The organism is Achromobacter sp. B7, assembly GCF_003600685.1.
GTDB classification, from domain to species: Bacteria; Pseudomonadota; Gammaproteobacteria; order Burkholderiales; family Burkholderiaceae_B; genus Achromobacter; species Achromobacter spanius_B.
Genome location: NZ_CP032084.1, coordinates 4,384,330 through 4,409,017 on the forward strand (window position 1 = coordinate 4,384,330; position 24,688 = coordinate 4,409,017).

The 24,688-nt window shown below is 66.4% G+C and carries 20 protein-coding genes; 3 read left to right on the top strand and 17 right to left on the bottom strand.

The window, feature by feature from the left end:
* Positions 1-29: 29 nt before the first annotated feature.
* The 13 genes from DVB37_RS19760 to DVB37_RS19820 form a co-directional block, all read right to left on the bottom strand.
* The gene (locus tag DVB37_RS19760) at positions 30-1,094 is read right to left on the bottom strand and encodes a UDP-glucuronic acid decarboxylase family protein (RefSeq protein WP_082134641.1); all 1,065 of its coding nucleotides are present in this window, start codon (positions 1,092-1,094) and stop codon (positions 30-32) included.
* Positions 1,094-2,062, bottom strand: coding sequence for a glycosyltransferase (locus tag DVB37_RS19765; protein ID WP_120156530.1), 969 nt, complete (start codon positions 2,060-2,062; stop codon positions 1,094-1,096). Before DVB37_RS19765 ends, DVB37_RS19760 begins: the two co-directional genes overlap by 1 nt.
* Entirely contained in the window at positions 2,059-3,120 is a 1,062-nt protein-coding gene (locus tag DVB37_RS19770; protein ID WP_120156531.1) for a glycosyltransferase family 9 protein, read from the bottom strand. Before DVB37_RS19770 ends, DVB37_RS19765 begins: the two co-directional genes overlap by 4 nt.
* Positions 3,117-4,103 (bottom strand): glycosyltransferase family 2 protein, encoded by a 987-nt coding sequence (locus DVB37_RS19775; RefSeq protein WP_120156532.1) that lies wholly within the window; start codon positions 4,101-4,103, stop codon positions 3,117-3,119. The genes DVB37_RS19770 and DVB37_RS19775 overlap by 4 nt, the downstream gene beginning before the upstream one ends.
* Positions 4,100-5,839, bottom strand: a complete 1,740-nt coding sequence (locus DVB37_RS19780) for a carbamoyltransferase C-terminal domain-containing protein (protein WP_120156533.1) — start codon at positions 5,837-5,839, stop codon at positions 4,100-4,102. Before DVB37_RS19780 ends, DVB37_RS19775 begins: the two co-directional genes overlap by 4 nt.
* Positions 5,820-6,944 carry a glycosyltransferase family 9 protein gene (locus tag DVB37_RS19785; protein WP_120156534.1) on the bottom strand — a complete coding sequence of 375 codons (1,125 nt, stop codon included), beginning with the start codon at positions 6,942-6,944 and terminating at the stop codon, positions 5,820-5,822. The genes DVB37_RS19780 and DVB37_RS19785 overlap by 20 nt, the downstream gene beginning before the upstream one ends.
* Before the next feature lie 2 nt (positions 6,945-6,946).
* Positions 6,947-7,537 carry an HAD-IIIA family hydrolase gene (locus tag DVB37_RS19790; RefSeq protein ID WP_046807143.1) on the bottom strand — a complete coding sequence of 197 codons (591 nt, stop codon included), beginning with the start codon at positions 7,535-7,537 and terminating at the stop codon, positions 6,947-6,949.
* On the bottom strand, positions 7,528-8,271 hold the full coding sequence (locus DVB37_RS19795) for an SDR family oxidoreductase (RefSeq protein WP_104144149.1): 744 nt from the start codon (positions 8,269-8,271) through the stop codon (positions 7,528-7,530). Before DVB37_RS19795 ends, DVB37_RS19790 begins: the two co-directional genes overlap by 10 nt.
* A 57-nt stretch (positions 8,272-8,328) precedes the next feature.
* The gene (locus DVB37_RS19800; protein WP_120156535.1) at positions 8,329-9,600 is read right to left on the bottom strand and encodes a glycosyltransferase family 1 protein; all 1,272 of its coding nucleotides are present in this window, start codon (positions 9,598-9,600) and stop codon (positions 8,329-8,331) included.
* Positions 9,601-9,759: 159 nt separating this feature from the next.
* Entirely contained in the window at positions 9,760-12,534 is a 2,775-nt protein-coding gene (locus DVB37_RS19805) for an ATP-binding cassette domain-containing protein (RefSeq protein WP_120156536.1), read from the bottom strand.
* A gap of 114 nt (positions 12,535-12,648) precedes the next feature.
* On the bottom strand, positions 12,649-13,122 hold the full coding sequence (locus DVB37_RS19810; protein WP_120156537.1) for a hypothetical protein: 474 nt from the start codon (positions 13,120-13,122) through the stop codon (positions 12,649-12,651).
* A gap of 71 nt (positions 13,123-13,193) precedes the next feature.
* Positions 13,194-14,066 carry a glycosyltransferase family 2 protein gene (locus tag DVB37_RS19815; RefSeq protein ID WP_104144153.1) on the bottom strand — a complete coding sequence of 291 codons (873 nt, stop codon included), beginning with the start codon at positions 14,064-14,066 and terminating at the stop codon, positions 13,194-13,196.
* On the bottom strand, positions 14,063-14,785 hold the full coding sequence (locus tag DVB37_RS19820; protein WP_162941249.1) for a PIG-L deacetylase family protein: 723 nt from the start codon (positions 14,783-14,785) through the stop codon (positions 14,063-14,065). Before DVB37_RS19820 ends, DVB37_RS19815 begins: the two co-directional genes overlap by 4 nt.
* Positions 14,786-14,913: 128 nt before the next feature.
* Between DVB37_RS19820 and DVB37_RS19825 the strand changes: the two genes are divergently transcribed.
* Positions 14,914-19,038 (top strand): CheR family methyltransferase, encoded by a 4,125-nt coding sequence (locus tag DVB37_RS19825; RefSeq protein ID WP_104144155.1) that lies wholly within the window; start codon positions 14,914-14,916, stop codon positions 19,036-19,038.
* Positions 19,039-19,056: 18 nt separating this feature from the next.
* Here the strand turns inward: DVB37_RS19825 and DVB37_RS19830 are convergent, their stop codons facing one another.
* Positions 19,057-19,266, bottom strand: coding sequence for a hypothetical protein (locus DVB37_RS19830; protein WP_046807136.1), 210 nt, complete (start codon positions 19,264-19,266; stop codon positions 19,057-19,059).
* A 370-nt stretch (positions 19,267-19,636) separates the two neighbouring features.
* Here DVB37_RS19830 and DVB37_RS19835 point away from each other — a divergent pair, with 370 nt between their 5' ends.
* Together DVB37_RS19835 and nadE are read left to right on the top strand one after the other, a co-directional pair.
* Positions 19,637-19,867 carry a CrpP-related protein gene (locus DVB37_RS19835; RefSeq protein ID WP_104144156.1) on the top strand — a complete coding sequence of 77 codons (231 nt, stop codon included), beginning with the start codon at positions 19,637-19,639 and terminating at the stop codon, positions 19,865-19,867.
* 116 nt (positions 19,868-19,983) lie between these two features.
* On the top strand, positions 19,984-20,892 hold the full coding sequence (nadE, locus tag DVB37_RS19840; protein WP_120156539.1) for an ammonia-dependent NAD(+) synthetase: 909 nt from the start codon (positions 19,984-19,986) through the stop codon (positions 20,890-20,892).
* Between the two features lie 64 nt (positions 20,893-20,956).
* Here nadE and galU read toward each other — a convergent pair whose 3' ends face one another.
* The 3 genes from galU to DVB37_RS19855 all read right to left on the bottom strand — a co-directional run bounded on the left by galU (position 20,957) and on the right by DVB37_RS19855 (position 24,688).
* A complete protein-coding gene (gene galU, locus DVB37_RS19845) occupies positions 20,957-21,793 on the bottom strand; it encodes a UTP--glucose-1-phosphate uridylyltransferase GalU (protein ID WP_046807134.1) in 837 nt (278 codons plus the stop codon).
* Between the two features lie 94 nt (positions 21,794-21,887).
* Entirely contained in the window at positions 21,888-22,778 is an 891-nt protein-coding gene (locus DVB37_RS19850; protein ID WP_104144158.1) for a manganese catalase family protein, read from the bottom strand.
* 74 nt (positions 22,779-22,852) lie between these two features.
* Positions 22,853-24,688 carry an ABC transporter ATP-binding protein gene (locus DVB37_RS19855; protein ID WP_120156540.1) on the bottom strand — a complete coding sequence of 612 codons (1,836 nt, stop codon included), beginning with the start codon at positions 24,686-24,688 and terminating at the stop codon, positions 22,853-22,855.

Consider the following 24,688-nt stretch of genomic DNA (forward strand, 5'->3'; position numbering starts at 1 on the left):
GCGCCGCATGCGGGAGCACGCAGCAATCGCTATGCCCGGTCGGCGGGCGCGTAGCGGCGCACGCTGGCGCCGGGCACGGCGTGTTCGGGGTGTTCGGCGTGTTCGGCGTGCTGGACCGGCCCGTCCGCCGGACGCGTGCGCTTGGCCTCGGCCGCGAAGTACGCCACCGTGCGCGCGATGCCCTCGGCCGGGTCCACCCTGGGGCTCCACCCCAGCCGGGTACGCGCCAGCGTGATGTCGGGGCATCGGTGCGTGGGATCGTCCACCGGCAATTCGCGGTGCACCAGCGGCACGCGTGACCCGGTCAGCTTGCGCACCATGTCGGCCATTTCCAGCATCGTCAGTTCGGCCGGGTTGCCCAGGTTGACCGGCTGCGCGAGGTCTTCGGGGCTTTCCATCAGGCGGACCAGGCCGTCGATCAGGTCGTCCACATAACAGAACGAACGCGTCTGGGTGCCATCGCCGTAGACGGTCAGCGGCTGCCCCGCCAGCGCCTGCACGATGAAGTTCGACACAACGCGCCCATCATCCGGCGCCATGCGCGGCCCATAGGTATTGAAGATGCGCGCGATCTTCACCACCACGCCTTCGCGCCGCGCATATTCCATGAAAATCGTTTCCGCGCAGCGCTTGCCCTCGTCATAACAAGAGCGCGGCCCAACCGGGTTCACGTGCCCCCAGTAGCCTTCACCCTGCGGATGCTCCAGCGGGTCGCCATAGACCTCGCTGGTGGAGGCCTGCAACACCCGCGCGCCGACATCGCGCGCCAGTTCCAGCAGTTGCATCGCGCCCAGCACGCAGGTGCGCAGCGTCTTGAGCGGGTCGGCCTGATAGTGCACGGGCGAGGCCGGGCACGCCAGGTTGTAGATGCGGTCCACGCGCACGCGCGGCAGCTTGTCGACCACGTCGTGGCGCATGACGGTAAAGCGCGGGTGCGCGGCCAGCGGCGACACGTTGCACGCCCGCCCCGTCTGGAAATTGTCGACGCATATCACTTCCCACCCGTCGTTCAACAGCCGCGAGCAAAGGTGCGAGCCCAGAAAGCCCGCCCCGCCCGCCACCAGCGCGCGGCCGCTACGTGGAATATCGTTCATCATGCTGCCTCCAGGATCGTGTCGAACACGTCTATCCAATCAGAAATAAAGCGGCCCATGCCAAAGCGTTCCAGCGCGGTCCGGCGCCCCGCCGCGCCCCAGGCCCGCGCCAGTTCGGGCTCGGCCACCAGTTGCCGCGCCACCGCCAGCAGCCGGTCAGGCCGCGTATCCACATAGCCGTTTTCACCGTTCTTGATCACGGTCGGCAGTTCGGTGGTGGCAAAGCCCACCACCGGCACGCCGCACAGCATGGCCTCTACCAAGGACAGGCCCAGGCTGGCATAGCGGATGGGGCTGAAAAAATAGCGATACCGCGCCATCACGGCGCCCACTTCCATATTGGGCACTTCGCCCAGCCCGCCCAATTCCTCCGAGCCCATGCCGATCAGGTCCATGGGCGTTTGCGCGCGCAGCTGGTCAAACAGGTCGCGGCCCATGCGGCGGCCGCGGCGGCCCAGGTGGTTGATGACCACGATGCCTCGCGCGTTGCCGCCGTCATAGCTGACATCGGGCGGCGGCACGCCGTGCTCGACGATGCGCACCGGCATGCCGTCCGAGTCCCACATCGCGGCATTGAACGGGGTCACGTGCACGACCAGGCCACGCTCGTGCCGAAAGGGATGCATCGTATCGGTGGGATGCGGCTCGGGCGGGTTGTGTTCCAGGTAGACGCTGGGCAGCGCGCGTTGCGCCTCGTTCAGCCAGCGCGGCGCATCCGCCAGGTTCTGCCGCGACTGGTACAGCACGCAGTCGAACGCCATGCCGCGCAGGTCCTCGGCGGGCACCTGCACCACGTTCGCGGGCCACGGTATCTTGCGGCCCAGCGCGCCATAGCCCGACGGATTGCCCGGCAGGGAAGGCACCACAAAGTCATGCGGCACATGGCTCAGGGCATACAGATAATTGCCATGAACATGCCAGGTCAGAATGCGCAGGCGCCGACGCGGCGCCGCCACGGACTGCGTCATTGCACGGCCCCTTTGAGTTGATGTTGAACTTGCCCCAGTACGTCGGGCACCGTCACCGCCAAGGCGCACGGGTGCCCGATGGGGCATTCCTCGAACGCGCAGGGGCGGCACGCCATGTCGGCGGCCAGCACCACGTGGCGTGCGCTGTCGATGGGCGCCCAGCGCCGCTGGTCGCTGCCGCAGGCAATGACGACGCTCATCGCGCCCACGCCCGCCGCCACGTGCGACACCCCCGTGTCGTTGCACACCAGCAGACGGCACATCGTCAGCAGCGCCGCCAGGCTGCCCAGGTTGGTCTGCCCGCACAGGTTGGTCAGCGGCACACCCGCCTGGTCTTGCAGCGACTGCACCAGCGGCATCTCGCTGTGCATGCCGGTCAAGGCCACTTGCCAACCCTGGCGCGACAGTTCGCCGGCCAGCGCCGCGTATCGCTCCAAGGGCCAACGCCGCGACGGCAGCCGCGCGCCGACGTGCATCAGGATCAGCTTGGCGGGGTCCAGCGCATGCTTGCGCATCAATGCCTCGGCATCGCGCTGATCGGTCTGCGACACCGGAAATTCCAGCGCATCGTCATCCGCTTGCAACCCCAGGTATCGCAACAAGGCCAGATAGCGGCGCGGCTCGGGCAGGTCGTCCGGCCACAACATGCGGCAGCCGGGAATCTGCGCGGTCGGGTCCGCCACAAAGCCGCCCCAGCGCCCCGCGCCCAACTGCGCGACGACGGGATTGGACTGCGTGCCGCTGCCGTGCAACTGCAAGGCCACGTCGGCGTGCAACGCGCGCACGCGCCGGTAGAACGCCGGCAGATCGTCCGGACGTGGCTGCTGTTCGGGAAAGGCCGGTATGCCGGGAAATTCGATCAGCTCGTCCACATACGCGTGAAAGCGGTCAACGAATTCATGCGCGTTGGGCAGGCCCACCAGAACGATGCGCGTGTACGGAAACGCACGCCGCAAGGCGCGCAAGGCGGGCACGGCGCACAGCATGTCGCCCAATTGCAAGGCGCGAAACACCACCAGCGTGGCGGGCGGGCGCAAGGGATCGAACAGCGGCGTCATGGTTCGCTCCTGGCAAACCGCAGCAGGCCGACCAGCCGCCACCAGATGGACAGCAGCGGGATGCAGGCCGACGTGATCGCCAAGTCGACCACGTTGCGCAAGCTGCGGCGCGTGCCGCGCAAGCGCCGCATGAAGAAATGCACGCTTAACGCCAGCCACGCGCCCGCCGCCGCGACGGCGGCAGTGAAATAGCCCAGCGCCGCCAACGCCACCGCGCCCACCGCCGCCGCCGTCACCCCCAGGTAAAAGCGTGGTGGGCGCGACCGGATGCGGCTGCGATACAGCAGGGGGTATTTCTTGCGCAACAGCATGTCGAACATCACTTTTTTCTGCATGCCCAGGCCCGCCGCGAACCGCACCGGGCGCATCGGATGCAGCACCCGTGCCAGGGGCGCGCGCTGCACCGAAAAGCCATGGTCCAGCAAGGCAAAATGCAAGTCTGAATCTTCGCGCCACGCCATGGTGTAGCGGGTGTCAAAGCCCCCTACCACTTGCAGCGCCGTGCGCCGCACGAAGCAATTGGCGGTAATGAATTCAGACCGCGTCAGGCCGGCCGCATCACGTTCGTAGTCGCTGGGCGGATCGGGCAGCGGCATTTCCGTCACGCCGGTCACCGCCGCCAGGTTGGGCCGCAGCGCCAGCACGCCATGCCCCAGCCAATCGGGCTGGGGGATGGTGTCGTCGTCGGTGAACGCAATGATTTCGCCGCGTGCGCTTTGCCAGCCCTGGTTGCGCGCGCCGGCCGGGCCGCGTGTGCCCACCACCGGCAGATAACGCAGTGCCGGCCGCCCGCCCCAGGCCGCCTGCAAGGCTTCGACCTGGCGACGCGTGCTGGCCAGCGCGGCGTCGTCGCACACCAGCACTTCGTACTGGTCGCGCGGAAAACGCTGGTTGCCCAGCGCATCCAGGCAGCGCGCCAGCAGGTCGGGGCGCCGATACGTAGGCACCACCACCGACACCAGAATGGACGCGTCGTCGCTCATCGTGGTTTCTCGACCAGATACGAACCGATCACCAGCGCATCCAGTGGCGACGTCCAGAAGCATTCCACGGCGTCGCGGGGCGAGCACACCACCGGTTCCCCGCGCGTGTTGAACGATGTGTTCACCAACACGGGTACGCCCGTCAGCCGCTCAAAGGCCACCAGCAAATCGTAATAGCGCGGGTTCTGATCGTGCCTGACGGTTTGCACGCGCGCCGTGCCGTCAATGTGCCGCACGGCCGGAATCTGCTGCGCGCGATGCGGCAGCACGTCATAGACGAACAGCATGAATGGCGCGCAGATCGAGGACGCGCCCCGGCCATCGAACCACTCCGCCGCCCGTTCTTCCAGCACCACGGGCGCCACGGGCCTGAAGTCCTCGCGGTCCTTCAAGCCATTCAAGCGTGCCTGCATGCCGCTATCCAGCGGCGAGGCCAGGATGGACCGCGCACCCAGGGCGCGCGGGCCGAATTCCATGCGCCCCTGGAACCAGCCCAGGATCTTTTCCTGGGCCAGCAAGGCGGCCGCCTCGCCCGCCACGTCGTCCAGCCGCCGGAACTCCAAGCGCGAGTTGTAGAGGAAACGTTCGATTTCCTCGTCGCCGTACGAAGGGCCCAGGTAGGCGTGTTCCATCGACCATTCGCGCTTGCAGCCGCGCCGGTGATAGTCCACGTACAGCGCCGCGCCCAGCGACGTGCCGGAGTCGCCCGCCGCCGGTTGCACCCAGACGGAATCGAACGGCCCGTCCTTGGCGATGCGCGCGTTCATCACGCAGTTAAGCGCCACGCCGCCCGCCATGCACAGGTCCTTGGCGCCCGTCTTTTCATGCAGCCACTGCACCATGTGCAGCGCGGTCTCTTCCAACACGTATTGCAACGAGCTGGCGATGTCCTTGTGCTTCTCTTCAAAGGGCGCGCCGCGCCGGCGCGGCGGGCCGAAGCGCTCGGCCAGACGAGCGGGCTGCAAGGAATAACCGCCCTCTTCCTCCAGCCGCAGGATGTCGCGGAATTCGGCGCGGTACTTCGGCTTGCCGAACGAGGCCAGCGCCATCACCTTGTATTCATCGGAAGAATGCAAAAATCCAAGATAGCGTGTGACGTCCTCGTACAGCAGGCCCAGCGAATGCGGCAGGTCGATCTGCTTGAGCCGCGCGTACTCGCCGCCTGAAAAATGGCCGTAGCTGGTGGTGGTCTTTTCGCCGCGCCCGTCCATCGTCAACACCGCCGACTCCTTGCACGGCGCGGCCAGGAACGCGCTGGCCTCATGCGACAGGTGGTGGTCCAGGTACACCCAGCGGTCCAGGATATGTTCCAGCGTCAGGTCGTCAAAGCGCGGCGACTTCAAATGGTGTGGCGCCCCATCCAGCAACTGGCGCGGCGCGTTCACCAGATAGGACAAGAACAGCGGGTCCCAGGGGGACTCGCCATTGGGTCCGAAGCCGGCGCGCGATGGCTCCAGCGGCAGCGCGATATCCAGCGGGCGGGGTTGGCCGTCGGCCAGCAGCGCGGGGTCGTACGAATAGACGATGTGATCCACGTCGCGCAGCCGGATATCCGCCACCGACAGGCAGTAGTCGATGGCGTAGTACGGCAGTTGCCAGGTGGTGAAGGGCACCGGGCGCTTGCCGTGCTTGACCCGCGTGAAGCGCTCTTCCTCGGCCGCCGCAAGGACGATGCCGTCCCGCACGAGCGTGGCGGAGCAGTCGTGGTAGGCCGCGTTAATGCCTAGTGTGTACATGGGTGGTCTCCTTGGCCGCGCGAGGACCGAACAGGTCCACGCGAGTCTCGTTCAACAGTTCCCGCGCCGCCGTCGCCACCTGGGTGGGCGCAACGCCGGCAAGGCAAGCTTGGTGTCCTTCCGGGCACACGCTGCGATAGCAGTATTTGCAGGGCACGTCGTGGTTCAGCACACGCGCGGGCGTCTGCCACGGCGTGTGTTGCGGATTGGTCAGGGCGTACAGGTCCACCACCGGCACGCCCAACGCGGCGGCAATGTGCGCCGGCCCGCTGTTGTTGCAGATCATCAGCGCCGACGCCTCAAGCGCCGCGCCCAGTTCGCCCAGCGTCAGGCCGTTGGACAGGTCGATCAGGCCGGGCAGCAGTTGCCGCGCCTCGGCCAGCGCCACGGCCAGCTCGGCGTCCTCGTGCCCACCCAGCAGCAGGATGCGGCGGCCATCGCCGCGCAGCTCGACCAGCGCCTGCACCATCTGCCGGGCCGGATAGCGCCGTGACGACGCGGTGGCGCCCGCATGCGCGCAGATCCAGCCGCCCGTCTCGGTCACGCCCGCGCGGTGCAGTTTGGCCTGTAGCGAAAAACGGTCCGAATCGCTGACCCGGAACGACATGCGGGCGTTGTCGCAATGCGCCCCGACGCTGGCCACCAGGTCCAGCTGGCGCTGCACTTCGTGGCGGACGCCCGAGGCCGGTTCGGTTTCCCGCACCCAGTCGGAGATCAGCCGATACGGGTTTTCGCGGCAGTGCGCCAGCACACGCGGTACGCCGGCCAGGTGGCACAGCAGCGCGGCGGGCAGCGGGCTTTGGCTGTACGCGGTGAAGATCACGGCGGCATCGGGCCGCAGCGCCCGCACACGCGCGATGGCGTCCAGGTCCTGGTCGCGGCCGTGCGAATCGTTCTTGACCCACGCCGGGTCGTACGCCAGCGCGGTGTCCACCTCCGGGATATAGGCCGCAACGCGCGCGCCGGAATGGGACGTCAGCAAGGACAGGCGCCGTGCGCCCGCCTGGCGCAGCGCGCGAAACGCGGGCGTGCACATCACCACGTCGCCCATGTTGTCCAGGCGTATGCACAGCACGTGCGCGCATTCCTGCCAGTTCCAGGCCATGGTCACCCCTTGCCCGGCGCCAGCGGCACCGGCGGGTTCGACAGCACGATCTGCGCGGCGGCGTCCAGGTCGGGCGCGCGGCAGTGCGGCAGCCGGTGGGGACCCTCGCGCCATTCGGTTTCGTTGCCGACGTCCAGCAAGATGGTGCGGCAGCCGGCCAGGTTGCCCGCTTCGATGTCGTCCAGGATGTCGCCGATGAACCAGGACGCGCGCAGGTCCAGGCCCAGCTCGTCGGCCGCGCGCAGCAGCAGGCCCGGCTTGGGCTTGCGGCAATCGCACTCGATGTCGTAGCCCTGAACCACGCCGTCGGGATGGTGCGGGCACCAATAGAAGCCTTCCAGGTGGGCGCCGGCCGCCATGAACATCGACGCCAGCTTCACGTGCACGGCATCCAGGGCGCTGGCCGCGAACATGCCGCGCGCCACGCCCGACTGGTTGCTGATGACCACCAGCGGCAGGTCCGAGGCGGCCAGGCGCGACAGGCCCGCCAGCGCCATGGGCGCGTAGGCCATGCGCGCGGGGTCCACGTTGTAGGGTTCGTCCGCCAACACCGTGCCGTCCTTGTCCAGAAAGACCGCCGGCCTCAAGGCCATGACGTTTCCTTCATCGGCAGCACCATGATTTCAGGCACCACCGTTTCTTCCGGCTGCGTCAACACGAAGCGCACCGCGCGCGCCACATTGGCGGGGTCTTGCAGCGTGTTGGTATCGATGTCCGGAAAGCGGTCAAGCAGGAACGGGGTGCGCATGCCGCCCGCAATCACCGCGCTGACCTTGATGCCCGCGCCGCGCAGTTCGGCGTGCAAGGCATGCGACAAGCCCATCAAGCCCCACTTGCTGGCGTGATAGGCGCTGGCATTGGGCCAGGCGCGCCGCGCGGCGGTGGAGGCCACGTTGACGATGTGGCCGCCCGGGCTGAGCCGGTCCTTACCCAGCTTGGCCATCAGGAAGGGCCCCGTCAGGTTGGTGCGCAGCACGCGTTCCCACACGTCGGGGTCCAGGTCGTCGATGGGCGCGGTCACGTCCACGCCCGCGCTATTGACAATGGCATCCAGCTTGCCGAACTGGCGCACCACCGCGTCCAGCCCTTCGCGCACGTCGGCCACCACACCCACGTCCATGATGCAGGCCATGACGTTGGCGCCCTGCTCCGACAGCCGGCGAGCCAGCGCGGTGGCGCGCTGTTCATCGACGTCGGTCACCGCAACGCTGGCGCCTTCCGCCGCCAACATTTCGCACAGCGCCGCGCCCAGGCCGCTGCCTCCGCCGGTCACCAGCACGCAGCGCCCTTTCAGGCTTTCAAAGTGGTTGTTCGCAAGGTCGGTCATCGTGTACTCCGTGATTGGTCCGGACCCGGTCCGGGGTTATTCAAGGGCTATGTCGGATCAAGCCGCAATGCGCGTGGCGTGGCGATCCGCGTGGACGGCGCCGGCCACCATGTGCCCGTAGACGGACATCAGGTCCTGGCCTACCCGCTTCCAGGTATAGAGACGGCGCGCGCGCATCCGGCCGGCCTCGCCCATGCGGGCGCGCAAATGCGGATCGGCGGCCAGCTCGGCCAGGCGCTGCGCCAGCGCGTCCGGATCGCGGGGCGGCACCAGGAAACCCGTCTTGCCATGCACCACCGTGCTGCGAATGCCGCCGGTGTCAGAGCCGACCACGGGTTTGCCGCAGGCCATGGCTTCGACCGGCGTAATGCCAAAGGGCTCGTACCACGGCGTGGTCACGAACACGTCGCTGGCGCTGTAATAAGTGGCCAATTGATCGCGGTGACGGCGGCCAGTGAACTCCACCCATTGCGCTACGCCCTCTTCGTCGGCAATGCGGCGCAGGCGGCCGATCTCGGGCGTCGAGGCCTCGTCGGCGCTATCGCTGTTTCCGCCCACGATGCACAGCCGCGCGTTCACGCCATGCTGGTGGCGCAGGCGCCCCAGGGCGCGAATGACGTTGTCAACGCCCTTGCGCGGCACCATCCGGCCCAGCTGCAACAGCGTGAATGCGGAATCGTCCCAGCCCAGTGCGGCGCGGGATGCGGCGGCGGGACGCGGCGCCATTTCGGCGGCGTCGTAACCACAAGGCACGATCTCGATGCGACGGGGGTCGGCGCCATACAGTTCGATCAGGTCGGCCCGGTCTTGCGGGCACTCGGCCACGATACGGTCGGCGCGGCGCGTGATTTCGTCTTCGATATCAAAGCGCACGTCGGGAAACAGGTCGGCCTCTTGCTGGTGGCGGCGGCGCACCTTGCCCAGCGCGTGGAAGGTCACTGCCAGCGGAATGCCGAAGTGCTGGGCCACGGGCAGCGCGGCCATCGCGGACATGAAAAAGTTGGCGTGGATGACGTCATAGCCGCGCCCCTGCCGGCCGAAATAGCGCAGCAGGAAGGCCGAGAACTCATCCATGTACGGCAGCATTTTTTCTTTGGGCAGGTAGCTGTCGGGGCCTGCCGGCACATGCACGACACGCACGCCGCGCATCATGGTCTGCTCGGCCTCCAACGCGGGGTTGTCCTTGCGGGTGAACACATCCACCTGCATGCCGGCGCGCGCAAGTTCGCGCGCCACATTCGCCACATAAACGTTCTGGCCGCCGCTGTCCACGCTGCCTGCAATTGCAAGCGGCGAGGCATGCTCACTGATGATGGCAATTCTTTTCATGGTCCGACTCCGTTGATCGTGCCTGTTTCCAAACCAACGATGAGCAAGTGGTGTGCCAAAGCGCACGCCACCACGGCGATGCAACGTGTCGATATTCAGGGGTCGGTTTTTTGACACGGCACTTCTTACACGCACGGTAAGAAGTGCCGTATCGCACGCTTAGGCCTCGGTGCCCTCTGCGCCTTTGTCTGTGCTTTTGTCTGCGCTTTTGTCAGTGCGTTTGTCGGCCCGTTTGCCGCCCGCGGGCGGCAGCATTGCGCCCACGGTCGCCAGCAATTCGTTAGGGTCCACCGGCTTGGCCAGATGCACCTGAAAGCCCGCCAGCAAGCTGCGCAAGCGGTACTCGGGGCTGACGTGGCCCGACAGCGCGATGGCCGGCAGGCGATGCGCCAGCGACGCGCCGCGCCGCGCTTCCATGTCGCGAATGCGGCCCACGACCTCGTAGCCGTCCATGTCTCCCAGCGACAGGTCGCAGATCAGCACGCGCGGCCAGTGGTCGGGCGGCAGATCGGCGAACGCCTTCAACACTTCCTGGCCCGTCGTGCATTGCGAAACGTCGGCGCCGTTGGACCGCAGGATCTCTGCCACCATGTCGCCCGCTTCCGGCTGGTCATCCACCACCATCACCGTGGCGCCTTGCAGGTCGGGCAGGCCGACGTCGGCGCGCAACGCGGTCGCCTCTACCGCGCGCACCGGAAAATCAGCGCAATAGGTCAGCCCGCCGGCCGGCCCCGTGGTGCTGTGGAACGCACCGCCCTGGCGCTGCACCTCCGCCGCCAATTGCGCCGGGTCCAACGCAGCGGCGGCGCGCAGCGGCTCGGGCATGTTCAGCGAAATGTCAGCGGGCACGGCCTCCGGCTCATCCGGCTGCGCCGCCACCGTCCGGCCGTCCGTGACGGCAAGCCGCGTCATCTGCCCTTCGCGTTGCAGGCGTATCTCGATGCGGCCGCCCATCGGCGTAACGGCAATGGCGTGCAGGCACATGTCCCACACCAGCTGCTGCAACGAACTGGGGTCGCCGGTGATGCGCGCGGCCTCGTTGCCGATGGTCGTGTACACGTTCACGCCCTTGTCCTGCGCCAGTTCGCGCGCGGCGTCCAGCACGCCCGCCACCACGGCCACCAGGTTCACGGGCTGGCGCGTTTCGCGCCCCATGGCTTCTTCCAAGGCGGACTGCTGGCGTTGCAGCGCCCACATCTGCGCGTACATGCCCTGCCGCTTGAGCAGGTCTTCATGACGGCCCTGCTCGATCACACGGCCTCGGTCCAGCACCAGAATGTTATGCGCGTGAACAATCGTGGAAAGGCGGTGCGCGATGATCAGCGTGGTGCGCCCGCGCGAGATGCGCTCCAGCTCGCCCTGAATGGCGCGTTCGGTGCGCGTATCCAGCGCCGAGGTGGCTTCGTCGAACACCACGATGGACGGGTTTTTCAAGATAGCCCGCGCAATGGCGATGCGCTGCCGTTCGCCACCGGACAGCATCACGCCACGCTCGCCCACCGGCGTCTCGTAGCCGTCGGGCAGGCTTTCGATAAAGTCATGCACCCGCGCGCCCCGCGCCGCTTGCACGACCTGGTCGCGCGTGGCCTCGGGCCGGCTGTAGGCGATGTTGTAGGCAATGGTCTCGTTGAACAGCAGCGTGTCTTGCGGCACGATGCCCAGCGCGCGGCGCAGGCTGCGCACGTTGACCGTGCGCAGGTCCTGCCCATTGATCAGGACGCGCCCGGCATCCGGGTCGTAAAAGCGGAACAGCAGGCGGGCCAGCGTGGATTTGCCCGAGCCGCTGCCGCCCACCACCGCCAGCGTGGTGCCGGCCGGCACGGTGAAATCGATGTCCCACAAGATCTGCCGGCCGGGGTCGTAGCCAAAGCTCACGCCCTCGAAACGTATTTCGCCCGCGCCCGGGTCCAGCGCGGGCAGGTTGGGGTCATCGCCCGTTTCAGGCGGATGCCGCAGCAGATCGCACACGCGTTCGGCGTTCACAAACGCTTCCTTGGCCTGCCGGAATATCAGGCCCAGCGTATTGAGCGGCAGGCATATCTGGATGATGTAGGCGTTGACCAGCACCAGGTCGCCCACCGTCATCTGCGCGGTGACCACCTGCTGCCCGGCCAGCAGCATCACCGCCGCCACGCCGCAGGCGATGATGCCCGACTGCCCCACATGCAGCCGCGACAACGACCGCTGGTTGCGGATGCCCACCTCGGTCCATTCGTTCAGGATGCGGCTCAGGCGCGAAGATTCCAGCGCTTCGTTCGCGTTGAGTTTCACTGCCTCGTAATTCAGCAAACTGTCAACCATCTGGCCGCTCGCCCGGGAATCCAGCTCGTTCAATCGGCGTTGATATCTAACGCGCTTTCTGACCAGCACCGTGGTGTAGGAAAAATAGGCAACGAAGGTCACCGTGACAATCAGCGCGAACCACGCGCTATAGCCCATCACCAGGATCAGCACCACGGAAACGATTTCGACCAGGGTGGGCAGCAGGGTGAACAAGCCCGTGCCCAGCAGGAAACCCAGGCCGGCCGTGCCGCGTTCGACATCGCGCGCCAGGCCGCCGGTATTGCGGGCGCCGTGAAAGCGCGCGCCCAGCTGTTGCAGCTGCCCGAACACTCGCACCGTGAAGTCGGCGACGGTGCGCTGGGCCACCTTGACGAAGACCACATCCCGCAGCTCGGTGAACACGCTGCCGCCAAAGCGGATCAAGGCATAGGCCAACAACAGGAACACGGGCAGCATCAGCGGGCCTGGCGCGCTGAAGGTGTCAACGATCGTTTTCAGAACGACCGGCACCAGCACCATCAGCAGCTTGGCGGCCACCAGCAATGCCACCGCCGCGCCGGTGCGACGTCGATACTTCCACAGCGCCGCCCAGATGGTGCGGTTGACTTCCTTGCGAGCGAAATCATTCGCGCTGGCGTCTGCTTCTTTCATGGGACCGGCCCTCAAAACGATGAGCGCCGGGGCCAGCAAATGCCGTTCCGCGCGTACCGGTTCCGGGTGAACGGGGGTGCGGAAAAATCAGGCCCCGCGGACTTGGGCGCTGGCTCAGGCGCTGGCTTGGGCGTCCACCTGGGCGTGCACGCAGGCTTTGAACAGATGCGCGATGGCGCCGGACAGTGCTTCGTCAAACCAGGGGTTGGCGCCGCTGACCGCCACCACCACGCCATCGACCACCGCGCTGCCCCAGACCAGCACGTCGCCCTGGGCGACCAGATGCGGTTGCAACGCCAGCACCTCGTGGCTGGGCCGGCCGGTGCGCCAGCTCAAGCGCGCCTTGGCGCGCGCATAGGCGCCATAGTCGGCGTCCCACTTGGACGTGTCGCCGATGCTTTTTTCGTACAGGATGGCCGATTCAAAATCGCCGTCGGCGGGCCGCGCCTGGGGGTCCATGATCACCACGTGCAAGAAGCCGCTCTCGCCTACGCGCCGATCGGCGCGGGCCGCCTCCAGCATCGGCATGGCCAGCTGTACGGCTTGTTCTGCCGCCTCGCGGTGGCGGGTCTGGGGCAAGGTGTTCATGTGGATCCTCCTGTTGACGGCGTCCGCGGCGGACGCGGTGGGTTGCAATGGGAATGATGAACCGCCCCGCGTCACCCTGCGGCTTCCGTCTGCCAGACGGTGTTGAGCTTTTCGCAGGTGGCTGGGTCCAGGCGGCGACGGTGCTCGCGGATCAACTCCCATCCGGCCAGCGCGTCGCGGCAGGCGCGCAGGCGCTCGGGCCAGCCGGGCAGATCACGCAGCACGGCCAGGCTGCGCCGGGCCGCCATGCCCGCCGGCAGCCGCAGCCACGCGGTCCACAAGGCGTTGCGCGCCAGCATCCGGCGACGCAACGGCGCATCGCGCGACTTGGACGGCCAGTGGTAGGTTTCCAGGTCGGGCGCGTAAACGATGCGGCCCCCGTCAGCCATGATGTCCAGGCTTAACAAGGTTTCTTCGCCGCCGATGAAAAACGGTTCCCAGTAGCCGCCTGCGTCCATGAACGAGCGGGTGCGCATCACGTTCGCCCCCGCCATGAAGCCGACCAGCTCGGGGCCGATGCCGGCCAACGCCGGCAAGGGACTTTGCGCCATGGCCGCGCAAGCGGGGTCCAGTCGCGCGTCCGCCCCGACCAGGATGCGGGCGTTCAGCACGGCAATCTCGGCATGCGCGTCCAGCAGATCGGCCGCGCGTTCCAGCGCCCCGGGCGCCCAGCAGGTGTCGTCATCGCAGAAAGCGACGTAGGGCGTGGTGACTTGAGCCACACCGTGATTGCGCCCCGCCGCGCCCAGGTTCTTGCCCACGCGCACCAGCAGCACCGCCGGAAATTCCTGCTGTAAATGATCGGCCGTCCCGTCGGTGGACCCGTTGTCCACCACGATGACGGGGTAGCCCCGGCAAAACGCATCCAGCCGTTCAAGCGTGCGCCGCAGTTCGCGCCAGCGGTTGTGGGTCAGCACCACAATGGATACGCGCTCTTCGCTCACGGGCAGTCCCCTTTGCTGGACAGGCGCCAATAGCGCTCGGGCCGGGACAGGTCTTCGGGCAGGCCGTTGAACCCCTTGATCTGACTGGCGTAGGCGGCAATGGCGTCTGCCTTGTCGGCGGGATCGCCCGCGAAACTGGCTGGCGTCAGCATCAGCCCGCGCGCGTGCAACTGGACCAGCCGCTGCTGCACGGTGCCCGGCTGGGCGCGATACGGCGCGTCTTCATACAGGAACCATGACATGCCGGGCCAGGTTTCCCAGGTCAGCAGCGCCGCGTCGCTGACCCGGATGTGATCGCCATGGAACAGGCCCAGCGGTATCGCCACCGCGTCCGGCGCCAGCTCGTGCACCGTGCTGAGCAGCGCCTCGGTCAGCCGGGGCATGCCCGCATCCGGGCAGTCGATATATTGGCAATCCAGCAGGTCCAGCGAACGGCCCTCGCAACGCAGCATGCCCAGGGCGCGGCGGTTTTCTTCATGGCGCGCGCGCAGCGATTCGCCGGCGCTGGCGAATCCGCAGGCGCGGTCCCAGTCCGTCAGCACGCCCGGGTCTGGCGGCACGCCGGTGAATACGGTGACGACCGTGCTGCCCGGACACCGGGCAAGCAGGCTCCCGCAGCTGAATACCGCGTCGTCCAGGTGCGGAGAAATGACGACCAGCGACCCGGCGCATCGGCCGGGGTCGCGCGCCGCTGGGGTGCAAGAGAAAGCGTCTGGCATGAGGGGTGTCTGACCGGAATGGAATCTGCCCGCCATGCAGCAAGTCACGTACCCGACACAGGCCCCCCGACTGCCTTGTCCGGCTGTATCATCCCAGGCAACGCAGCCCATCGCGAGCCCTCCCCCCCATGTCCAACGTTCCTTCAGCGCCGGTCAACAAGCCGGGTCTTGCCATCAGCGATTTGCACTTTCCTGTTGTGGGCCTCGGCGCCTCGGCGGGGGGCATCGAAGCGCTACAGGATTTCTTTTCGAACACCCGCGACGAATCCAACATGGCTTACGTGGTGATCGTGCATTTGTCGCCCGACCACGAAAGCGTGCTGGACAAGATCTTGCAAGCCACGACCCGCATGCCGGTCGTGCAGGTGACCCACCCGCAGCGCATCCAGAGCAACCACGTCTACGTCATCCCGCCGGCCTCGATGCTGGCGATGAACGACGGCTATTTAAGCGTGTCGCCCGCCAGCCAACCGCAAGGCACGCGCGTCGCCATCGACGAATTCTTCCGCACGCTGGCCGACGTGCACACCACGCGCGCGGTCGGCATCGTGTTGACGGGCGGCGGGTCGGACGGGTCGGTGGGCCTGGCGCGCATCAAGGAACAGGGCGGCGTCACGTTCGCGCAGCAGCCCGAAGACGCCGAACACGACGCCATGCCGCGCAGCGCCATCGCGACCGGCATGGTGGACATCATTTTGCCGGTGGCGGCCATGCCCGAGCGGCTCAAGCAGATTGCCGACAACATGGCGGCCATCCATATCCCGCGGCTGTCCCAGGCCACCGGATCGGCGGCCGACGCGGTGCACGAAGCCGATCCCGACAAAGAAGACCGCAACGCGTTGCGCGACATCCTGACGCTGCTGCGCGCCCGCACCGGTCACGATTTTCGCCATTACAAGACCGCGACGGTCCTGCGGCGCATCGAACGCCGCATGCAGGTGACCGGCGTGTCCACCTTGACCGCATACGGCAAGCTGCTGCAAGACCGCGTGGAAGAAACGCCGCTGTTGCTATCGGACATGCTGATTGGCGTGACGCAATTTTTTCGCGACAAAGAAGCTTTTACGTCGCTGGATAATTTCGTGCTGGCCAAGCTGTTCGAGCGCCACCAGAAAAATCCCGGCAGTCCCATGCGGGTCTGGGTCGCGGGCTGCTCGACCGGCGAAGAGGCGTATTCGCTGGCGATCCTGCTCAGCGCGCGCGCCGACGCGCTCAACTACAGCCAGAAGATCCAGCTATTCGCCACCGACATCGACGAGGCCTCTTTGGCCACCGGCCGCGCGGGCGCCTATTCCATGGCAATCGAAGCGGACGTGCCGTCCAGCCTGCTGCAAGGCTATTTCACCCGGCTGGAACACGAATACCGCATCAAGAAAGAAGTGCGCGAACGCGTGCTGTTCGCCGTGCACAACGTGCTGCGCGACCCGCCGTTTTCCAAGCTGGACCTGGTCAGCTGCCGCAACCTGCTGATCTACCTGGACCGCGAGGTGCAGCAAGACGTGCTGCGCATGTTCCACTTTGCGCTCAAGCCCGGGGGATACCTGTTCCTGGGCAGCTCGGAATCGGCCGATGCCTGCCCCCGACTGTTCCAGGTGGTGGACAAGCGCAACCGTATCTACGTGGCCAAGGAAACGCCCGCGAAGCTGCGCAACGTGCCGGCGTTGCCGGCCGCCCACGCGTTCGAACGCCCCAGCACCGCCGCCGCGCCCTTGACGCGCAACCGCCACAACAAGGTGTCGTACGCCGATGTCCACCAGCGCGCGCTGGAGATGTACGCGCCGCCCAGTGTCATCGTGGACGCCGAAAGCGACATCGTGCACATGTCGGAGCGGGCCGGCAGGTTCTTGCGCCATGGCGGCGGCGAACCGTCGCGCAACCTGCCGTCCCTGGTCTATCCGGAACTGCGCACCGAACTGCGCACGGCAATGTTCCAGGCGCTGCACACGCGCAAAAGCGTCGAGGCGCGCCGCGTAAAGATGAAGATCGGAGACCGCCAGGCCTACGTCAACATGGTGGTGCGGCCGTTTCGCCACGAAGAAACGTCCAACGACTACATGCTGGTGCTGTTTGACGAAGTGGAAGACGTGATGAGCCCCGAAGCCATCGCGCCCATCGTCGGCGCCTCGGCCGTGCTGACGCAGCTGGAGGCCGAGCTGCAAGGCACGAAGGACCAGCTGCAATCCACTATCGAACAATCCGAGACCTCCACCGAAGAATTGAAGGCGTCCAACGAAGAGTTGCAAGCCATCAACGAAGAGCTGCGCTCGGCCACTGAAGAGCTTGAAACGGGCAAGGAAGAGTTGCAGTCGGTCAACGAAGAGCTCATCACGGTCAACGCCGAACTGAAGTCCAAGGTGGACGAGACGGCCAAGATCAACGACGACTTGCAAAACCTGATTGCGTCCACCGACATCGCCACGTTGTTCGTCGACCGCAAAATGCACATCCAGTGGTTCACGCCACGCGCTACCGACGTGTTCAACGTCATCAACAGCGACGCGGGCCGCTCGCTGCTGGACATCACGCATCGGCTGGACTACCCCGACATGGCGCGCGACGCGGCAGGCGTGTTTGAATCCCTGCGCGCCGTGGAACGCGAAGTGTGCAGCGATGCCGGCCGTTGGTATCTGGCCAGGCTGCTGCCCTACCGCAGCGCCGAACACCGCATCGAAGGCGCGGTGCTGACCTTCATCGACATCACCGACCGCCGCCAGGCCGAAGACCGCGTGCGGCTGGGTGAAGCGCATCTGAAGCTGATGACGGAAAGCGCGCGCGACTTCGGCATCCTGACGCTGGACAACGACGGCATCATCACCAACTGGAACGTGGGCGCCGAGACCATGTTCGGCTACAGCCGCTCAGAGGCCATCGGCAAGTCGTTCTCCATCATCTTTACCGACGCCGACAACGAAGCCGGCCGACCACAGAAAGAGCTGGAACGCGCCCGGCATATCGGCTATGCGCCCGACGAACGCTGGCACCGGCGCAAGGACGGCGGCCTGATCTTCTGCACGGGCGGCGTCAACCGCATGGACGACCCGCACTATCAGGGCTTTGCGAAGATCGTGCGCGACGTGACGGAACTGAAGCTGCGCGATGCCGAACAAGAGTCGCGCCTGGACCGCGCGCGCGCCGACAACGTGCTGAAGGACGAATTCTTCGCCATGGTGTCGCACGAGCTGAAGCATCCGCTGAACCTGATCCAGCTGAACGCGGAATTGCTGGCGCGCACGCCGGCGGTGCGCAATTCCCCGGCAGCGGCCCGCTCGGCAGACCTGATCCAGCGGTCGGTCAAAGGGCAAGCGCGCATCATCGACGACCTGCTCGACCTTTCCCGCGTGCGCACGGGCAAGCTGGGCCTGAACCAATCGATATTCGATATCACCGCGATAGCCACCAACATTCTTGAAGTGCTGGGCCCCGTGGCCAGCACGGCAGGCCTGACGCTGCGCGGCGAGTTCGACCCCAACCGCGCCATCCATCTGAACGCCGATCCGCTGCGCGTGGAGCAGATCATCTGGAACCTGCTGAACAACGGCATCAAGTTCACCCCGCCGGGCGGCACCGTCACGCTGAAGCTGGACGTGGAAGACGAACGCTTGCGGCTGGATGTCATCGATAACGGCCAGGGCATCGACGCCCAGTTCCTGGGCAAGGTGTTCGACATGTTCAGCCAGGCGGATCTGCGCCAGCGCAATCTGGCCAGCCCCGGCCTGGGTATTGGCCTGGCGGTGGCCAGCGAACTGGTCAAGGCCCACGGCGGCACCATCCAGGCGCATTCGGATGGCAATGGGCGTGGCGCGCGCTTCACCGTGCGCATGGCGCTGGCCAACACACAGCAACAGGAAGTGCAGCTGCCGCTACCCGGCGAGAGTCCCCTCAAAGGGTTGAAGGTGCTGATCGTGGATGACTCCGAGGATATTCTTCACATCATGCGCGAGCTGCTCGAAATGGAAGAGGCCTGCGTCACCGCGGTGGGCAGTGGCCGCGAGGCGCTGGAAGCATTCGCGAATGCGCCGTTCGACCTGCTGCTCTCCGATATCGGCATGGCCGACATGGACGGGTATGAGCTGATCCGCGCCATTCGCGAAAAGCATCCGGACAGCGCGGTGCCGGCCATCGCACTGACCGGCTTTGGTTCGAAGGAAGACATGAACGAGGCGCTGCAAGCCGGCTATTCCGCGCACATCAGCAAGCCGGTGTCGCTGGACAACCTGCTGGACATCGTGCGCCATCTGCGCGACGGCGGCTAAGGGGGAACGCGGCGCGCTTCAGGCGCCGGCCTGCCCTTGCCCGGAACTCCGGTGGCCCGCCAGCACCTGAAACGCCCGCGCCACGTCGTCGGGAATTTCGGTATCCAGCACGTCGTGCTTCCACCCCCGCTTGGGCGGCCACGGCACGCCCAGCAGCGCCAGCTGCTTTTGGTTATAGCCGCCGCCCGCGGTTTGCCATCGCAGCAGCCATTCATTGGTGACTTCCATAAGGCTCACCTCAAAGAAGGAACGGCCGCTATCGCAGCCAGATCGCTACCGCCCATACCACGAGCAAGATCGCCACAAGCGCTCCGATAAAGGTTGCGAACTGCCGCCACGGCCCACGGCCGGAAGTGGACTTGCGCGCAGCGTGTGCTTGAGCTTCGTCCGAAAACGGCTGAGTAGGGTTTGGCGTTTTCATTTCAGCTCCGATCCGCCCGAACGGCGGCGATGCCTGGCATGCGTTGTCCAGCACGTAGCGTGCCCAAGCCGGACCCCGGGGGTCCCGCCACGCTATGCCGTCTAGTGCTGTCACACTATTGCAGCTGTCAGGGTCTGCGCTCATACTCGGCGCTCACACAAACATCAAGGTTCCGAGATGGAAAAAGACATCCAAAATCAGGGTGCACAGGCCGCCCGGAACGGGTGGAGCCTGTTCGATTGCCCCTACCTGCGGGCGCAACAAATGCCCGGCCACACCGGCGAGCCCATCTCCGAATGGCGCGCCAAGGTCGCCGCCTGGGAAGCCGGCTGGAAGATGGAAGTGGAAAGTTGGCTGGGCCGTTCCCAACCGCCCGCCGTCGTGCGCGACACGCCGGTAATGCACTGACGCCAGCCGCTTTCCCCCGACTATCCGGGGCCGGGTTCGGTACTTGCTACCGCCCCTCAGGTGCACATGGCGGACGCCGGTCCGCCGCATTCGCAACTGTGGAGGGAGACCTGATCATGGCTCGGAATACCAACACGCAAGATCGCCAAGCTGCCATTGCGTGTGAACTCGGCGTCCAACAAGGCTTCGACTCGGCCCGCGAGCTCGAAAGCCGGATCGCATTCCTGGAAAATTATTTGTCAGACACCGGAAAATCCGGCTATGTGCTGGGCATCAGCGGCGGCGTGGATTCGACGGTGGCGGGAAGAATGGCGCAGTTGGCCACCGAGCGGCTGCGGCTGAAGGGACGCCGCGCATTCTTCGTGGCGGTGCGTTTGCCGTACGGCGAACAGCACGACGAAGAGGATGCCACGCGCGCGCTGGACTTCATTCGCGCGGACCACGTCATGCAGGTCGATATCAAGCCGGCGGTAAACGCCCAGCGTGACGCGCTGGAAGCAGCGGGATTGGTATTCACCGACGAGGCAGCGGAAGACTTCGTCGCTGGCAACATCAAGGCGCGTCAACGCATGGTGGCGCAATACGCGATTGCCGGCGCGCTGGACTGCCTGGTCATCGGCACCGACCAGGCGGCGGAAGCGCTGATGGGTTTTTTTACCAAGCACGGCGATGGCGCGGCCGACCTGCTGCCGCTACGCGGTCTGACCAAGCGGCGCGTGCGCGCGCTGGGCGTGGTGCTGGGTGCACCCGCCAAGCTCATCACCAAGGCCCCCACGGCCGACCTGGAATCGCTGCGGCCGGGCCTGCCGGACGAGGTGGCGCTGGGCGTCTCGTACGACGAGATCGATGATTTCCTGGAAGGCCGGCCGGTACGCGACGATGCGCGCGAGACGATCCTGAAGCAATACGACGCGACCGCGCACAAGCGCTTGCCGGCCGCCGCGCCGCCAGCGCCCGGCACGGACGATCGGGGCAGCGGCAACGACGCCCCCAACGGCAACGGGCACCCCTCGGCGGCGGCTTAGGACTTCCAGGCCCCGCGCGGGGCCAAGGGGCCGCGGGGCAGCCTCTTAGCCCCGCCCCAGCCCATCACCCCACCATGCCGTGGTACTTGCGCCCGATTTCCATCGTGGCGCGGTAGAACCCTTCCTTGCTGCCGCAGTCGTAGCGCACGCCGTCGTACTCGTAGCCGTACACCTTGCGATCCTGCAACAGCGACGCGATGGCGTCGGTCAATTGAATTTCGCCGCCCACGCCCGGCTGCGTGGCCTTGAGCGCGTCAAAGATCTGGGGCTCAAGAATGTAGCGGCCCACCACCGCGAGCTCGCTGGGCGCGTCTTCGGGCTTGGGCTTTTCCACGATGCCGGACACCTGCACGACGCTTTGCGAGGCCGGCTTGCCGGACACGATGCCGTACTGATTGGTCTGGCTGCGCGGCACGTGTTGCACCGCCAGCACGCTGCCTTCGAACTCGCGCGCCACTTTCATCATCTCGCCGATCACCGGCGTGTCAGCGTCGATCATGTCGTCGGCCAGCAGCACCGCGAACGGCTCGTCGCCCACGATGGCCGCCGCGCACATCACGGCGTGGCCCAGCCCCAGCGCGGCGGGCTGACGCGTGTAGACGCATTTGACGGAATCGGGAATCACGTTGCGCACGCTGTCCAGCAACGCCACCTTGTTTTTCAACTCCAGGTCGCGTTCCAATTCAGGCATGCGGTCAAAGTGGTCTTCAATGGCGCGCTTGTTGCGGCCGGTGACGAAGATCAATTCGGTAATGCCCGCCGCCACGGCCTCCTCGACGGCATATTGGATCAGGGGCCGGTCAACGATGGGGAGCATTTCCTTGGGCATGGCCTTGGTGGCCGGAAGGAAACGCGTGCCCAGGCCGGCAACGGGAAATACCGCTTTTCGAATGGGAAGCATGGCTTGGCTCTCACTGTGATGACAACCCGGAACGGGGTGCCGGAATTGAGCAAAAATCGTGCCCGCGATCCGGGTTGCCAGAGCGCCCGTGGCATCAGGTCAATTTGTCGCTGGCGCCCGGCCCCTGACCCAGCTCCGCGCCCGTCTCCGGGTCCGCCGAGGGGTCCGACGCGGTGCGCGCCACCATGGCTTGCAGCGCCAGCGTTTCTTCTTCCGTCAGCCCAACGCTGGCCATGCCGTCGCCATCGATGGCGCGCTGCTCTTCGCGGGCCGTCACGTAGGTAAAGTTTTCGTCGCTGTTCCACGAGCCGCGCATATCGCCTTCGCCCTGCGACATGTTGAAGTACACGTTGGCAAAGCGCGGATCGCCCGGCAGCTTTCCGGGCGGGAAATTGGGCTCCATGGAATACAGCGCCTTTTCAAAGGACCGCTGGTGCGCGACTTCGCGCGTCATCAAAAAGCCCAGGGCTTCCTTGACGCCGGGGTCGTCCGTGGCGTTGATCAAGCGTTCGTAGATGATCTTGGCGCGGGCTTCGGCGGCGATGTTCGAGCGCAGGTCGGCGGACGGATCGCCGATGGTGTCGATATAGCCCGCATTCCACAGCTGGCCGCCCGAGTTGGTCAGCGCCGGCCCGCCGCCGTACAGCACTTGCGTCACGTGCGAATCGTTGCCCGGCCCGTTCAAGCGCCGGTAGATCTCGGCCTCGGATTCGGTGGCTTCGGCCAGCGCGCCCTTGGCGCCCTTGTTCAGCATGGCCACCATGGTCCCGATCACTTCCAGATGGCTCAGTTCTTCGGTGGCGATGTCCAGCAGCATGTCTTTGCGGCCAGGATCGTCTTCGGCGATGGCCTGAGTGAAATATCTACACGCCGCCGCCAGTTCTCCTTGCGGCCCGCCAAATTGTTCCAGCAGCAGGTTCGCCAGACCGGGATTGGTCTGCGAGACGCGGACGGTGTACTGCAATCGTTTGTTGTGAGCAAACATGGTTTATCTCCTTTGACGCCGTTCCCCTAATGGCCCGGCTGCCGCGACCCTCGCAACCGCCATGCCGAAACCGCCTACGCCTGCTTGAGCTGGCCTTCGCGCGCGGCGCGCGCATCGTCCAGCGATTCCACCGCCCCGTCATCATGCGGCATCGCGCCCTTGCGGCTGGCTTGCAGGTCCCACAGCGCGCGGAACGGCCCACGCGCGCGCAGCAGTTCATCCAGCGTGCCGTCTTCAACGACCGCGCCGTTTTCCAGCACCACGATGCGGTCGTAGCGCGCCAACGAAGACAGGCGGTGCGCGGCGGCCACCACCGTGCGGCTGCGCATCAGTTCCGCCAGCGCGCGCTGGATCAGCATTTCGGAATGGCTGTCCAGCGCCGAGGTGGCTTCGTCGAGCAAGAGAATGGGTGCATTTTTTAAAAATGCGCGCGCAATACCGATGCGCTGGCGTTCGCCGCCGGACAACATCGCGCCGCGTTCGCCCACCACGGTGTCATAGCCCTGCGGCATCTTGCTGATGAACTCGGCGCAATGCGCCTGCGCGGCCGCTTGCAGCACCTCTTCCTCGGACGCATCCGGACGGCCATAGCGGATGTTCTCCATCACGCTGCGGCGGAACAGGCTGATGTCTTGCGGCACCACCGAGATCGCGTCCTTCAGGCTTTCCAGCGTGGCGTGGCGAATGGGTTGCCCGCCGATCAAGATGCTGCCGCCGTCCGGTTCGTCGGCCCGTTGCAGCAAGGACAGCAGCGTGGACTTGCCCGCGCCGGAGGCGCCCACCAAGCCGACCTTCTGCCCGGCCGGTATCGTCAAGGACACGCCCCGCACCGCGCGATTGCCGCCTGGGTAGGTGTAGTGCACGTTGTCGAACACGATGGATGCGGATTCCGGGCGCAGCGGTCGCGCCCCGGGCAGGTCGGGCACGGCGGGCGGACGCGCCACCACGCGCAGCATTTCGCCGATGACGCCAAACTGCTGCGCGGTGCCGACCAACGCCAGCGCCAGGTCGCGCGACCCATGCAGGATGCGAAAGGTCAGCGCGCTGACCACCACCACATCGCCCGGCGTGGCGTTGCCGCGTTGCCAGGAATGCAGCACCCAGAACAGCATGGCGCTGGCCGCCAGCCACAGGCAGGCATCATGGATCACGCGGGCCTTTTCCACGTACATCCAGCTGCGGCGTTGCGCGCGGGCTTCTTCGCCCAGCGCCCGCTCCAGCCGCGCGCGCTCACGCGCCTGGGCCGAAAACGCCTGCACCGCCCAGATGTTCGAAATGGCGTCGACGATTTCGCCGCCGACGTGGGCCGCCTGTTCGCCATAGTGCTGGTGCAGGCCACGCCCCCGGGCGCCAAAGGCGATGATGACCGCGCCCAACACGATCACGAAGCACAGCAAGGCGGTAGCCATGCGCCAGTCCACCGTCGACAACACCACAATGGCGCCGATGAAGTCCACGCAGGGCGGAATGATGCTCCACACCGCCGCGCCATAGATCGCGCCCGCCGCCGTGGCGGTGGCGGTGATGCGGTTGGCCAGCGCGCCGGAATGGTGCTGGCGGAAGTAGCGCGTGGAGTGGTGGCTCAGGTGTTCGAACAGTTCCACCCGCAAGGCCGCGCAGGCCGCCACGATGTTGCGGCAGCCCAGCCAGCCGCCACTGCGCCACAACGCCGCTTCGACGGCGATCAGCGCCAGGAACACGCCCAGCGGCCACCACACATCACCGGCCGACGCCTGCCCGCCGGCCATGGCGTCCACGATCAGCTTCATGGCGTACTGCACGGCGACCGAGCACGTGCCGGCCAACACCACCACGAAGGCCAGCAACCCGAACGCCAGCCGCCGCTGGGCAACGTAGCGCCAGATAAACGCCAACGGTCGGGTGGGCAATGCTTGTTGATCCGACGACAT

Coding starts and splice junctions, on each gene's coding strand:
- DVB37_RS19855 (WP_120156540.1), bottom strand. CDS start 24,688: ATGTCGTCGGATCAACAAGCATTGCCCACCCGACCGTTGGCGTTTATC.
- DVB37_RS19760 (WP_082134641.1), bottom strand. CDS start 1,094: ATGAACGATATTCCACGTAGCGGCCGCGCGCTGGTGGCGGGCGGGGCG.
- DVB37_RS19835 (WP_104144156.1), top strand. CDS start 19,637: ATGGAAAAAGACATCCAAAATCAGGGTGCACAGGCCGCCCGGAACGGG.
- DVB37_RS19795 (WP_104144149.1), bottom strand. CDS start 8,271: ATGACCGACCTTGCGAACAACCACTTTGAAAGCCTGAAAGGGCGCTGC.
- DVB37_RS19765 (WP_120156530.1), bottom strand. CDS start 2,062: ATGACGCAGTCCGTGGCGGCGCCGCGTCGGCGCCTGCGCATTCTGACC.
- DVB37_RS19805 (WP_120156536.1), bottom strand. CDS start 12,534: ATGAAAGAAGCAGACGCCAGCGCGAATGATTTCGCTCGCAAGGAAGTC.
- DVB37_RS19785 (WP_120156534.1), bottom strand. CDS start 6,944: ATGGCCTGGAACTGGCAGGAATGCGCGCACGTGCTGTGCATACGCCTG.
- DVB37_RS19820 (WP_162941249.1), bottom strand. CDS start 14,785: ATGCCAGACGCTTTCTCTTGCACCCCAGCGGCGCGCGACCCCGGCCGA.
- DVB37_RS19810 (WP_120156537.1), bottom strand. CDS start 13,122: ATGAACACCTTGCCCCAGACCCGCCACCGCGAGGCGGCAGAACAAGCC.
- DVB37_RS19780 (WP_120156533.1), bottom strand. CDS start 5,839: ATGTACACACTAGGCATTAACGCGGCCTACCACGACTGCTCCGCCACG.
- DVB37_RS19830 (WP_046807136.1), bottom strand. CDS start 19,266: ATGGAAGTCACCAATGAATGGCTGCTGCGATGGCAAACCGCGGGCGGC.
- DVB37_RS19800 (WP_120156535.1), bottom strand. CDS start 9,600: ATGAAAAGAATTGCCATCATCAGTGAGCATGCCTCGCCGCTTGCAATT.
- DVB37_RS19850 (WP_104144158.1), bottom strand. CDS start 22,778: ATGTTTGCTCACAACAAACGATTGCAGTACACCGTCCGCGTCTCGCAG.
- DVB37_RS19790 (WP_046807143.1), bottom strand. CDS start 7,537: ATGGCCTTGAGGCCGGCGGTCTTTCTGGACAAGGACGGCACGGTGTTG.
- nadE (WP_120156539.1), top strand. CDS start 19,984: ATGGCTCGGAATACCAACACGCAAGATCGCCAAGCTGCCATTGCGTGT.
- DVB37_RS19825 (WP_104144155.1), top strand. CDS start 14,914: ATGTCCAACGTTCCTTCAGCGCCGGTCAACAAGCCGGGTCTTGCCATC.
- galU (WP_046807134.1), bottom strand. CDS start 21,793: ATGCTTCCCATTCGAAAAGCGGTATTTCCCGTTGCCGGCCTGGGCACG.
- DVB37_RS19775 (WP_120156532.1), bottom strand. CDS start 4,103: ATGAGCGACGACGCGTCCATTCTGGTGTCGGTGGTGGTGCCTACGTAT.
- DVB37_RS19770 (WP_120156531.1), bottom strand. CDS start 3,120: ATGACGCCGCTGTTCGATCCCTTGCGCCCGCCCGCCACGCTGGTGGTG.